The organism is Actinomadura rugatobispora (assembly GCF_042656285.1).
Lineage (GTDB): Bacteria > Actinomycetota > Actinomycetes > Streptosporangiales > Streptosporangiaceae > Spirillospora > Spirillospora rugatobispora.
Genome location: NZ_JBHSON010000005.1, coordinates 90436 through 103055, shown reverse-complemented (window position 1 = coordinate 103055; position 12620 = coordinate 90436). Strand labels below are relative to the sequence as shown.

Here is a 12620-nt window from a genome sequence, read left to right as displayed (position 1 = left end):
TTCCGGCCTTGGCGCATGACCACGTCGCCGCGTGTGAGCATCGCGGGGGAGCGGCGGCATTCCCGGGCCGCCGACCTGCGGGGGAGCCGCGCGGGTTCCCGGACGGGGCCCGGGGCCGGATTGGGACGGGAGTAAATTCCCGAGGTTCGCAGGAACCTCGCGCTTGGACGCGGCATCTAATCTCTCACAGCACCGCAAAGCGCGAGTAAGCACCACACTGGCATAATCCGGAAGACGACCTCAGCCCCAGCGCACGCGCGCGTGACCATGCGACGACGGGCGCGCCGAACGATCGGGAAGTCAATGGCACAACCCCCTTACGACCCGTACGGCGGCTACGGGCATTCCGACCCGTACCAGCAGCCCGCGGTGCAGCACCACTACTACGGTGGCGGGCCGCCGATGGCGCCGCGCAACAACGGCATGGCGATCACCTCGATGGTCCTCGGCATCATCGGGGTCATCACCTGCGGTGGCGTCCTGTTCTCCGTCGGGGCGATCATCTTCGGGCACGTCGCGCAGAGCCAGATCCGGCGCACCGGCGAGCAGGGGTCCGGGATGGCCGTGGCCGGTCTGGTGCTGGGCTACATCTTCGCCCTGCTGGGGCTGATCTACTGGATCGTGGTCGTCGGCATCTATGGTGCGGCGATCTGGAGTCTCAACGAGAGCGGCGGCACCACCTACTGAGCCGAGGCCCTACTGGGTCCGGGCTTCGCAGAGGCTTGGCGCCGGGGACAGGCCTGGGTGTTCTCTCTGCCGCTCCTCACCCGAGTTTGGGAACGCCCGCCACCTCCACGCCGATGCTCGACAGCAGCACGGACATGGGGGTGGCGGTGTCCTGCCATGCGGTGACGGCGCCGGAGAGGACGTCGAGCGCCGTACGGAACGCGCGCTGATCCGCTTCCGCCAGTTCGGCCCACGACTCGTACAGGACGAGGTAGCCGCGGCTGGTCGGCGCCCAGGACAGGTCCCTCAGGCAGTCCTCGAAGGCGTCCCAGTTGCCGCCGAACCACTCCGGGAAGTCGAACGCCTCCGCGGACAGCCGCAGGAACGACTCCTTGTCGCGGGCGCGGCGCCCGTTCAGGTAGAAGGCCCGCCAGCCCCGATCCTCCGCCCGCGCGGGCCAGTCCGCGCCGGCGACGCCCGCTCCCGGGGCCGCGGGGGCGCGCCACTGGTAGACGCCCGGCTTCAGCCGTCCCTCGATCAAGTCGGTCAGCGCGCGGTTCGCGCCCACGTCTTCTTCCGGCACCGTCACTTCTCCGGTACGGACCTTCCGGTACGGATCGGTCGCCATCGGCGCGGGGTCCCCTGCCCCGTTCCGCATATTCTCCGTCCACATCGGGCCCCGTCCTCGGACCCCCCGTGACCGTGCGAGTCTCCCCGGATCGGGACCCGCCATGCAGGGTTGAAGGTTTCGAGGGGGAGGGACGGAAGTGCCCGGGGAGAACGGGCTTGAGTCTCCACCGACTGGAGACCCGAAGGTGAGGGACATGGACGGCGACACCCTCTACACGATCGGTGAACTGGCCCGCCGCACCGGCCTTCCGGTGCGGACGATCCGGTTCTACTCGGACGCGGGCGTGGTGCCGCCGGCCGATCGCACCGACACCGGCTACCGCCTGTACGACCTGGACGCCGTGGCCCGGCTCGACCTCGTCCGCACGCTGCGCGAGCTGGGTGTGGACCTGGCGACGGTCCAGCGCGTGCTGGCCCGCGAGATCACGGTGTCGGAGGTGGCCGCGGCGCACGCCGAGGCCCTGGACGTCCAGATCCGCACGCTGCGGCTGCGCAGGGCGGTCATGCGGGCGGTGGCCAAACACCGATCCGGTCCCGAGGAGATGGAACTCATGCACAAGCTCGCCAAGCTCTCCGACGAGGAGCGCAGGCGCATCATCACCGACTTCATCGACGAGGCCTACGCGGGCCTGGACGCCGATCCGGCGTTCGCGGCCAAGCTGCGTTCGGCCATGCCGGAGCTGCCCGACGATCCCCAGCCGGAGCAGGTGGCGGCCTGGGTGGAGCTGGCGGAGCTCGTCCAGGACCCCGGGTTCAAGGCGCGGATCCGGCAGATGATCGAGTACCAGGCGGCCAACCCCGTCCCGGCGGACCAGGCCGGCGGCATGGAGCTCGCGGAGGTCACGCAGGAGCGGGTGGAGGCCGCGCGGGCCGCCGGGATCGCGCCGGAATCGGCCGAGGCGGCGCCCGTGGTGGACGGCCTGGTGGCCGCGTACGCCGCGGCCTTCGGTGCCACCGACGACGCGGCGTACCGCAGGCTGCTGCTGGAACGCATGGAGATCGGCAACGACCGGCGGGCGGAGCGCTACTGGCAGCTTCTCGCGACGATCAACGGGTGGCCGTCCGTTCCGCCGACCCTGACGCCGGTCTTCGAGTGGTTCATCGCCGCGCTCCGCGCGCATTCCTAGGCGAGCGCTCCGCGCAGCGGCGCCGGCTCGCCGCCCGGTCTCCTGGACGCGGGCGGCGGCCGGCTCCCGCACCGCGGGAGGCGACTATCGGAAGCCCCAGTTCAGGACCTTGGCGGCGTCGGTGAAACGGGCCCTGTACTCGGTGCGCGAGCTGTCCAGGACGACGCCGACCAGCGTCCGGCCCTTGCGCCGCGCGGCGAACAGCATGCTGTAGCCGGCGGCCGAGGTGTGACCGGTCTTGATGCCCATGATGCCGGGATAGCCGCTCAGGAGGGCATTGGTGCTGGTCCACACGTACCGCTGGTGGCGGCGGGTCGCGGGCAGGACGTGCTGCCCGCGGCGGACGGTCTCGCGGAACGCCCGGAAGCGCAGCGCGTACCGGCCCAGCCGGGCCTGGTCGCGGGCGGTGGAGTGGCCCGGTGAGGGCGGGAGCCCGGCCACGTCGTCGTAGCGGGTGCGGGTGAGGCCGAGGGCGCGCGCGGTCGCGTTCATCTTGCGGACGAACCGCCTTGGCCCCGGACCGTAGGTGTCGGCGAGGGCGGCGGCCGCGTCGCATCCGGACGGCAGCAGCAGGGCGTGCAGCAGTTCCCGGGTCGTGAGGCGGTCGCCGGGACGCAGCCCTGCGGTGGAGCCGTTGCGGCGGGCCGCGTAGGACACGTGCCGCGGGCGGATGGTGATGGTGCGGTCGGGACGTGCCGAGCGGAGCACGACGACGGCGGTCATGACCTTGGTGATGCTGCCGATCGCGCGGCGATCGTTGGGCCGCCTGGACCACAGCGTGCGGCCCGTCCGGGCATCGAGCAGGTAGGCGGATCGCGCCTGGACCCCGGTCGGTCCCCTCGCGGCGTACGCCCCCTGCCCGGCGATGTTCGACGCGACCGCCCCGGGCGCGGAGCTGGTCTGGACCCCGGTGTACGCGGCTTGCCTTGGCCCGGCGATGCCTGGCGCGACCGCCCGGGGCGCCGCATTCGACGCTGCGGCGGCGAGCGCGGGTGCAGAAGCGGGGCTGGCCTGCCCCATAGCGACGTACGCGCCCTGCGCCGGCCCGGCGATGACTGGCGCGACCGCTCCGGGCGACATATGGGTTCCCGGCGTCGATGAGAGTGCGGAGGCGGGGCGGGCCTGCCCCGTCGCGGGGGACGCGCTCTGAACTGGCGCCGCTGGGGCGGGGGCGGCCGGTGGTGCCAGTGTGATCGCACAGGTCAGAGTGACCGCGGTGATCAATGTGATCCGCATGGTCGGGTGATCTACCCTGCGGGGCCGCCGCTCGACCGCGCTGTACCAGATCTTGACCCTGCGCCCACATACTGCGGAATGGACCATTCCGTTCTGATAGTGTGGGAACAGAACGATCCGTTCTGGAAGGGGACGCCCATGACCGGCAGCAGCGAGATCCGCCCGTACCGCATCGAGATCCCCCAGGCCGACCTCGACGACCTGCGCGACCGCATCGCCCGCACCCGCTGGGGCGCGGCGCTGCCCGGCGGGCCGTGGGAACGTGGCGTCCCGGCGGGCTACCTGCGCGAGCTCGCCGAGTACTGGCGCACCTCCTACGACTGGCGGGCGCACGAGGCCGAGCTCAACCGGCACCCGCAGTTCGTCACCGAGATCGACGGCGCGACCGTGCACTTCCTGCACGTGCGCTCGCCCGAGCCGGACGCGCTGCCGCTGCTCCTCGCGCACGGCTGGCCCGGCTCGATCGTGGAGTTCCTCGACATGATCGGGCCGCTCACCGATCCCCGCGCGCACGGCGGCGACCCGGCCGACGCCTTCCACGTGGTCATCCCGTCGCTGCCCGGCTTCGGCCTGTCCGGTCCGACCCGGGAGCCCGGCTGGAGCACCGGCCGCACCGCCGCCGCGTTCGCCGAGCTGATGAGCCGGCTCGGGTACGAGCGGTACGGCGCGCAGGGCGGCGACCTGGGCGCCTTCATCGCTCCCGAGCTCGGCCGGATCGACACCGGCAAGGTCGTCGGCGTGCACGTCAACGCGGCGACCTTCGGGTTCATCCCCTTCGGTGAGGTGCCGGAGGACGAGCGGGCCGGGCTGACGGACGTGGAGCGGGCGCGGCTGGAGCGGCGCGCGCACTGGACCGAGGACGGAAGCGCCTACTTCCAGATCCAGGCCACCCGGCCGCAGACGCTGGCCTACGGGCTCACCGACTCCCCCGTGGGGCAGCTGGCCTGGGTCGTGGAGAAGTTCAAGGAGTGGTCCCACCCGTCGGAGGCCCTGCCCGAGGCCGCCATCGACCGCGACCGCATGCTCACCAACGTGATGCTCTACTGGCTCACCGACACGATCGGGTCGGCGGCCAACATGTACTACGAGAACATGCACGCGGCCGGCGGCTGGAACGCGACGCCGCCCACCACCCCGACCGGTGTGGCGGCGTTCGCGGAGGACATCGCGATCCGCCGGTACGCCGAGGCGGGCAACAACATCGTGCACTGGTCGGACTTCTCCGAGGGCGGCCACTTCGCCGCCCTGGAGGTACCCGAGGTGCTCACCGCCGACGTGCGCGCGTTCTTCCGGCCTCTGCGGGACGAGAAGCCCTGACCACGCCCTCAGGCCGTCGCGGGGGCGACGGCCTTTCGGCGTTCTCGCCTGCGCAGCGTTCCCAGGGAGATGACGTCGGGGGCGTGGTCGAGCACGCCCCCGGCCGGATCGTCGACCCCGTCCTGGCGTACGACGTCCCAGGACGGGCGCAGGATGTCCCAGACGACGAGGGCCGCGAGCATGGCAACGGTGAGGAACCGCGCCAGCAGAGCCAGGTAGTAGACGTTGTTGTCGATGCCCTCCGCCGGGAGGTCGAAGCCCACCAGCGTATTGATGAGCTCGGAGAGGTTGGCGCCCTCCGCGCGGACGGTCACCGACAGCAGGAACCACCAGATCCCGAAGAAGTACAGGATCTCCCCTATCTGCCACACGATGAACGCGGGCAGCTTGGGACGGGCCAGGACGACCAGTGGAAGCAGCCACAGGACGTACTGCGGCGACCAGACCTTGTTGGGCAGCATGAAGGCCACCAGCACGAGGAACAGCAACTGGGGGAGACGCGGGCGGCGCGGCGCGGCCAAGGCGAGGACGGCGATGCCCAGGGCCAGGACGAGGAACGTGCCGGTACCGAGCAGATTGAGTTTCTCGGTGTCGTCGAGCCCGGACAGCCCCCGGTCCTGGAGGAAGAAGAAGATGGAGCCCCAGTCGATGTTCCGCTCCTGGCTGAACCTGTAGAACTCGATCCACCCGTCCCACGCGAAGAGCATCACAGGCAGGTTCACGGCTAGCCATGCGCTCGCCGTACCGGCGAGGAGCCGTCCCATGGCACGCCACTGGCCCGCCCTGATGCACAGCAGGACGAGCGGCCCCAGGAAGAGCAGCGGATAGAACTTCGCGGCGATCGCCAGCCCGAGCAGTACCCCGGCCCAGGCGGGGCGGCGGCTCGCCCAGGCGAACACGGCCAGCGCCGACAGCCCCACCGCGAGAAGGTCCCAGTTGATGTACGCGGTCAGCAGCAGTGCCGGAGACAACGCGACCATAAGGCCGGTCCGCAGCGAACGCGCACCGGCCACGTACGCCGTGGCGAGCACCGTCACCACGGCGAGCATCCCCAGCAGCAGCGCGGTGATGTTGAAGAAGGCCATCCCGCGCGCGTCCAGGCCGAACGGCTGCACCAGCACGTTCACCACGTGCATCAGGGCACCGCTCAGTACGGGGTACTCCACGTACTTGATGTCGCCGGCACCGGAGAAGGTGTCGAAGTAGGGGACCTTGTTGTCGTTCAGGCCCCGGACGAAATAGAGCGGGTAGATGTCGGTGTAGCAGGCGCGCGTCGTCGTCTTGACGAAGTCGAACGAGGCCGACGCGCACGGCTGCTTCTGCACCCAGCCGAGCACGGCGGTGAGGGCGGCCACGCCCGTCAGCAGCGGCGCCATCCGCGCCATCCGCCCGTGCCCGTCGTCGTCCCCGGCCCGCTTCGAGACACCGACATCGGTATCGGCATCGGATTTCGCCGGCCGGCGTGACTTCGCCGGACCGTCGGACTCGGGCTCGGCCCCGTTCTCAGGACCGGCCCCGGAATCGGGGGAGGACGACGACATGCCAGCAGACTATTGGGCGTCCGCAAACCCGCGAACACGCCCTGTGGATCACCGGCGCCCGTAGGTCGTCAGGGCCGGGTGCTCTGCGCCCTCGGACGGCCGGGACCCCCGTCCGGGGAGCACTGCGGGCTCCCGGGGTTGCGGTCGCACCACCACGCCGGCGGCGGATCGCTCGGCGGGACGTTCGGGTCGCAGCCGATCGGCAGGCCGAAACGGTCGCACGGCACGCTCGCGCCCGGCGGCCCCGTCGGCTGCCCCGGCGTCGGGCCGGGCGCCCCCGGGACGCACGGCTCGGCACCGGGCTGCCCCGGAATCTGCGGAACGCCGGGCGTGCAGGTGGGGCCGGGGGACGGCGACGGCGAGGGCGGCGGCGTGGGCTCCGGCTTCGGCACGGCCCACGGCGCCACCGTGCCGACGTCGCCGGGCGGCCCGAACTGCTCGATCTCCTCGTCCGCCAGGGCCCGGTTCATGAACCGGGCGAACAGGTCCGCCGGGACGGTGCCGCCGTAGATCTGGTTGTAGCCGCCGATGCCCTGCAGCGACTTCAGCGCGCCGTCCTCGCCCTGCCGCCACATCGCGACCGACGTGGCGAGCTGCGGGGTGTAGCCGACGAACCACGCCGACTTGTTCTCGTCCGTCGTGCCGGTCTTGCCCGCGACCGGGCGGGCGCCGAGGCTCGCCCGGGTTCCGGTGCCCGAGCGCACGACCGCCTGCATCGCCACCGTGGCGTCCCGGGCCACCTCGGGCGAGAACACCTCCTCGGCCTTGTACGGCACCTTCTTGAGCGTCTTGCCGAGCTCGGTCCGCACCGGGCCGCCCTGCCGGTCGGTGACCTGGCTGATGACGTGCGGCGGGATGTGCTTCCCCTCGGCGGCGAAGGTGGAGTAGACCGAGGCCATGGTGACCGGGCTCACCGAGATCGTGCCGAGCGGCAGGCTGGTGTAGCCCTTGTCCAGGTCGGCGGTGCCGGGCGGGACGCCCATCTTCTTGGCCATCTCCGCGACGTTCTCCAGCCCGACCTTCTGGCCGAGCTCCACGTACGCGGTGTTGATCGACATCTCGGTCATCTGGGCGAGGGTGTAGACGCCGTTCTCGCTGCGCGCGTCGTTGGTGAAGGTGTCGCCGTTGATGGTGCGCTCGTACGCGCCGTCCATCGTGGTCCGCAGGCTGATGCCCTGGTCGAGCGCGGTGGCCAGCACGATCGGCTTGAACGACGACCCCGGCTGGATCTTGCCGCCGAAGGAGTTGTCGAACTGCTGTCTGGTGTAGGACGGGCCGCCGTACGCGGCGACCACCCCGCCCGTCCTGGGGTCGACGGCGGCCAGCCCGAAGTGCACGTCGTCCTCCAGGCCCTTCTCCTTCCGGATCTGCTTGACGAGACTGGCGGTCTGGTCCTGGAGCCTCTTGTCGAACGTGGTCGTGATGCGCAGGCCGCCGGTCTCCAGCATCTCGTCGGTCACGCCGAGCCGCTTCAGCTCGTTCAGGACCCGCTCCTTGAGGTAGCCGGCCTGGGAGGTGGCGGGGACGTCACTCCAGTTGCGCTCGGTGGTGGGGAAGGTCTGCCTGTCGCGTTCGGCCTTGGACAGCCAGCCCTCCTCGACCATGCCGTCCAGCACGTACTTCCAGCGGTCGATCAGGGCCCGCTTGGCCGGCTGGGTGTCGGGACCGGTGGTGACGAAGAAGCCGGGCCGCTGGATCAGCGCGGCGAGCATCGCCGCCTCGCTCACCGTCAGCTTCCGGACGTCCTTGTGGAAGTACGCGCGGGACGCGGCCTGGATGCCGTACGCCTGGCGGCCGAAGCTCACCGTGTTCAGGTACAGCCCGAGGATCTCGTCCTTCTCCCGCTCGCCGTCCAGCCGGATCGAGATCAGGATCTCCTTGAGCTTGCGGCTGACCGTGCGCTTCTGGCTGAGGCCCTGGTAGTAGTTGCGGGCCAGCTGCTGGGTGATGGTGGAGCCGCCCTGGACGTCGCCGCCGGTGGCGGTCTTGAACAGGGCGCGGGCCACGCCGGTGGGCGAGACGCCGTGCTCGTGCTCGAAGTTGCGGTCCTCGGCGGCCAGCACCGCGTGCCGCACGACCGGCGGGATCCGGCTGATCGGGACGCTCTCGCGGTGCATGCCGATCCGGGCGATGGGCGTCTTGCCGTCCCGGTAGTAGATCACCGACTCCTGGGCGATCGCCTCCGCCTGCGCCTCGGTGGGGATGGGGGTGTTGGCGTACGCGACGCCGATGAGGGTGGCCGCGCCGAGCGTCATCAGGCCCATGACGGCGGCGACGGTCTTCCAGGACGGCACGAACCGCCGCCAGCCCGTCCTGGGGGCCCGGCCGCGGCGCCGCCGCCGACCGCCCGCACCGCCCCCACCGCCAGGCCCACCAGGCCCACCAGGGCCGCCAGGGCCGCCAAGCCGTCCGGGACCGGGCGGACCGCCAGGCCCCCCAGGACCCGCCGGGCCCACAGGGTGTGCGGGACCGCCACCGCCGAGGCCGAGGGCGCTGAGACCTTGACCTTGACCTTCACCGCCGCCGTGGCGGGGTTGCGTGGCGTACCGTCCGGACACCCTGGCACCGCCCGAACCGCTGAGCCGCTCCGGCAGCGCACCATGCCCCTCCACCGCGTGGCCGCCATGCGCGTCAGGCCGCGCATGCCTGCCGCGGGCCGCGGTGCCCCCGATGGAGGAGTCACCGTTGCCCGGGTCTTCCTGGGCATGTCGCCCGAACTGGCCTGGGTAACTCACGCGCGACCTCACCCCTGGAGTACGGCTGTGCGTCGTCCGAGGGTAACGCGCAGGTCTCGATGCGGGGGGTCACCGGGTCAGTCCATGGGCCGAATCAGGGCCGAATCAGGTGAGACGACCGGCGTGTCGCACGACTTGAGCCGTGCTGATGCGCTAACGACCGAAGGTCCGTGATGTCGGACACGAAAGACGGCGGCCGGCCCCGCCCCCTCAGGGACGAGACCGGCCGCCGCCGGAACTCTCGCTTCTCCCGCTACTCCTCTATTCGGGCCCGTTGCTGCGACTGCGGGAAGACAGGCTCGTCATCGTCCGGACCCCCGGGCCCGCCCGGCTGCCCCTGGTCGTCGTTGCGGCAGACCGGGTTCTGCTTGTGCGTCTGGCACCACCAGCCGTCGTCCCTCGGGTTCTCCTCCGGCGGCTTGTTCGGGTCGCAGTTCTGCTGCAACGGCGCCGTGCACGCCGGCAGGTCGCCGGGGTTCTGGCCGGGCTCCTCCTGGTCCTGGCACTGCGGGAGCTGCTTGAAGCGGGGTTCGTTGCAGTACGCCGGGCGGGTGTCCTCCGGCTCGGGCCGCTCGGTCTTCTTCGGCTTCGGCGGCTGCGCCCACTGCTGCTGCGCACCGCCCCACGCCGGGGGCTCGAACTGCTCGGGCGTGGTCCCCTGGGTGGCCTTCGTCATGTAGGCCTTCCAGATCTTGGCGGTGATGCCACCACCGAAGACCTCCGACTGCCCGTCCAGGGTCAGCGTCTTCTTGTCGTCGTTGAACAGCGTCACCGAGGTGGAGATCTTCGGAACGTAGCCGACGAACCAGGTCGCCACGTTCTTCTCGGTCGTACCGGTCTTGCCGGCGACCGGCCGGTCGGCGAGCTTGGCCGCCTCCGCCGTGCCGCCCGGCTGCACGACCTGCTGCAGCGCGTAGGTGACGTCCCGGGTCACCGTCTTCTTCAGGACGTTGTTCTGGTGCTTCCAGCTCAGCTTCTTGTAGTCCGCCGAGCCGTCCTTGGTCTTGACCGCCTTCACCACGTGCGGCTGGTGGTAGATGCCGCCGTTGGCGAAGACCGCGTAGGCCGACGCCTGCTCGATCGGGCGGATGTCGTTGATGCCCAGCGCCAGACCGGCCTGCTGCCGGTAGGGCTTCACCAGGTCCTCCGCGACGCCCATCTTCTCGACGTTGTCGACGACCTCCGACACCCCGACCTTCAGCGCGAGTTGCACGTAGCCGGTGTTGGACGACTCCTTGGTCGCCTTGATGAGGTCGATGGCGCCCGGGGCGCTGTGGCTGTTGACGATCGGTTTCAGCGCGCCCGGCGTGCCGTTGGGCACGACCTTGCCGGTGCCGTCGAACGAGATGCCCGAGCGCCCGTCCACGAGGCTCTTGAGGCTGTACCCCTTCTCCAGCGCCGTCGCCAGGACGTACGGCTTCATCGCCGATCCGGCCTGGGCCGAACCCGACCAGACGTTGTCGAAGGTCTGCTTCAGGTAGTCGGGGCCTCCGTAGATGGCCTCGACCTCACCGTTGGTGGTGTTGACCGAGGCGACCCCCAGGCGGATGTTCCGCTTGAGCAGCTTGGCCGGGTCCCCCGGAACGGTATTCACCACCGCGTCCTTGGCGGCCTTCATCTTGATAGCGTCGAAGGTCGTCACGACGCGCAGACCGTTGTTGAGCACCGTCTCCTCGGAGATGCCCTGATCGCGCTGCAGCTCCTTCATCGCCCGCTTGATCATGTAGCCGCGCTGGCCGCCGAAGGTCTCGTACCCGCCCAGCTCCTGGGTCTCGGGGAGCTTGTTGTAGTACTTGGCGTAGTCGGCCTCGCTGAGCTTGCCGGTCTTGCGCATCCCCTCGAGCACGTAGTTGTAGCGAGACAGGGTCTGCTTGACCAACTCGGGGTCATCGCTGGCCGGGTCGAACTTGCCGGGCTGCTGGATGATCGCGGCCAGCACCGCGCCCTCGCCCGGCGTCAGCTTGCCGACGTCCTTCTTGAAGAACGCCTTGGACGCCGCCTGGATGCCGTAGGCGTTGCGGCCGAAGTAGATGGTGTTGAGGTACTGCTCGAGGATCTTCTCCTTGCTCCCGAGCTCGTCCTCCAGCTTGAGCGAGATGAACAGCTCCTTGAACTTGCGGCTCATCGTCCGCTCGTCGCTCAGGTAGTAGTTCTTCGCCAGCTGCTGGGTGATCGTCGAACCGCCCTGGGTGGAGCCGCCCTGGAGGTTGACCCACACGGCACGGGACAGGCCCTTGGGGGAGAACCCGCTGTCGGTCCAGAAGCTGCGGTTCTCGGCCGCGATCACGGCCTCCTGGACGTGCTTGGGCACCTTGTCGATGGCGACCATCTCGCGGTTCTTGCCGAGCCGGCCGATCTCCGTCTTGCCGTCGGCGTAGTAGAAGATCGCCGCGGTCTTGGTGGCGTCGGAGTTGCCGACCTCCGGCACCGGGGTCTGCGCGTACGCGACGCCGACCAGCGTGAGGAAGCCGATGAAGCCCAGGGCCAGGACGCCGGTGACGATCTTCCAGTTGGGGACGTAGCGCCGCCAGCCGGTGCGCTCCTTGCCGGAGCCCTTGCCGTCGCCGTCGGTGCGGCGCCGGCGGCCGACGCCTCTACGCTCGTCGTCGCCTGGGCCGTCCCAGAAACCGTGCGGGCCACCGCCGCCGCCCCGGCCGCCGCCAGGGGGACCGCCCGGCCCGCCCGGCCCACCAGGACCGCCACGGCCGCGACCACCCGGGCCGCCGGGACCGCCCGGACCACCGGGGCCGCCTCGGCGACCTCCGCCGCCCGGGGGACCGCCGCGCGGGCCGCCGGGACCACCCGGCATGCCGCCGCCGCGCGGACCGCCTGGACCGCCCGGAGCGCCACCGCGCGGACCTCCCGGACCGCCTGGACCACCCGGACCACCTGGCATGCCGCCTCGGGGACCGCCTGGACGGCCGGGCCCGTTCGGGCCGGCCGCGCCGCGGCGCGCCGAAGGACGGGCCGGCTGCGCCGAGCCGGGGGCGGAGCCCTGCCGGCTTCGGACACCGGGCCTGCCGGAGCGGGGGGTCCTCTGCCCGCCCGGCCACGTCGACCTGGGTTCTGGTCGGGGCTGGCTTGGTTTACTCACGCGACCTCATCAACGGGGTTAACGGCTGGTGCGTCGTCCGAGATTACTGTGCAGGCGGGTGAGCGAGAGACCGCCGTGCGAGGCCGAAACCTCTCCTCGGGTCGTGCCGAGCCCCGCCGGCTGCGAGGCCGTACGACGTGCCCCCGCCGGCTGCGGAGGTCGTCGCCGTGGCCGAGAACGTACGACGCGATCAGGTGGTTCCGAGCGTCAACCTTGGCACACTTCGACCACAAAGACCCTGAATTCTCCGCATTCGCGGGTGCATGCCGCAAGC

9 protein-coding genes are annotated in these 12620 nt (G+C 70.9%); 3 read left to right on the top strand and 6 right to left on the bottom strand.

Translation table 11 applies throughout. From position 1 onward, the window contains the following. Positions 1–303: 303 nt before the first annotated feature. The gene (locus ACFPZN_RS05055) at positions 304–687 is read left to right on the top strand and encodes a DUF4190 domain-containing protein (protein WP_378280603.1); all 384 of its coding nucleotides are present in this window, start codon (positions 304–306) and stop codon (positions 685–687) included. A 76-nt stretch (positions 688–763) separates the two neighbouring features. Here the strand turns inward: ACFPZN_RS05055 and ACFPZN_RS05050 are convergent, their stop codons facing one another. Beyond that, the gene (locus tag ACFPZN_RS05050) at positions 764–1294 is read right to left on the bottom strand and encodes a barstar family protein (protein ID WP_378280602.1); all 531 of its coding nucleotides are present in this window, start codon (positions 1292–1294) and stop codon (positions 764–766) included. Positions 1295–1490: 196 nt separating this feature from the next. Between ACFPZN_RS05050 and ACFPZN_RS05045 the strand changes: the two genes are divergently transcribed. Next, a complete protein-coding gene (locus ACFPZN_RS05045; protein ID WP_378280601.1) occupies positions 1491–2423 on the top strand; it encodes a helix-turn-helix domain-containing protein in 933 nt (310 codons plus the stop codon). A gap of 84 nt (positions 2424–2507) precedes the next feature. Here the strand turns inward: ACFPZN_RS05045 and ACFPZN_RS05040 are convergent, their stop codons facing one another. Beyond that, positions 2508–3503, bottom strand: a complete 996-nt coding sequence (locus ACFPZN_RS05040) for a D-alanyl-D-alanine carboxypeptidase family protein (protein WP_378280599.1) — start codon at positions 3501–3503, stop codon at positions 2508–2510. Between the two features lie 294 nt (positions 3504–3797). On the opposite strand from ACFPZN_RS05040, the gene ACFPZN_RS05035 reads away from it, so the two are divergent. Next, on the top strand, positions 3798–4976 hold the full coding sequence (locus tag ACFPZN_RS05035) for an epoxide hydrolase family protein (RefSeq protein ID WP_378280597.1): 1179 nt from the start codon (positions 3798–3800) through the stop codon (positions 4974–4976). An 8-nt stretch (positions 4977–4984) separates the two neighbouring features. Here the strand turns inward: ACFPZN_RS05035 and ACFPZN_RS05030 are convergent, their stop codons facing one another. The 4 genes from ACFPZN_RS05030 to ACFPZN_RS05015 all read right to left on the bottom strand — a co-directional run bounded on the left by ACFPZN_RS05030 (position 4985) and on the right by ACFPZN_RS05015 (position 12061). Next, a complete protein-coding gene (locus tag ACFPZN_RS05030; RefSeq protein WP_378280595.1) occupies positions 4985–6352 on the bottom strand; it encodes a glycosyltransferase family 87 protein in 1368 nt (455 codons plus the stop codon). A gap of 233 nt (positions 6353–6585) precedes the next feature. Beyond that, a complete protein-coding gene (locus tag ACFPZN_RS05025; protein WP_378280593.1) occupies positions 6586–8811 on the bottom strand; it encodes a transglycosylase domain-containing protein in 2226 nt (741 codons plus the stop codon). Beyond that, positions 8772–9035, bottom strand: a complete 264-nt coding sequence (locus ACFPZN_RS05020; protein ID WP_378280591.1) for a hypothetical protein — start codon at positions 9033–9035, stop codon at positions 8772–8774. The genes ACFPZN_RS05025 and ACFPZN_RS05020 overlap by 40 nt, the downstream gene beginning before the upstream one ends. A gap of 470 nt (positions 9036–9505) precedes the next feature. Further along, a complete protein-coding gene (locus tag ACFPZN_RS05015; RefSeq protein WP_378280589.1) occupies positions 9506–12061 on the bottom strand; it encodes a transglycosylase domain-containing protein in 2556 nt (851 codons plus the stop codon). Between the last annotated feature and the right edge of the window lie 559 nt (positions 12062–12620).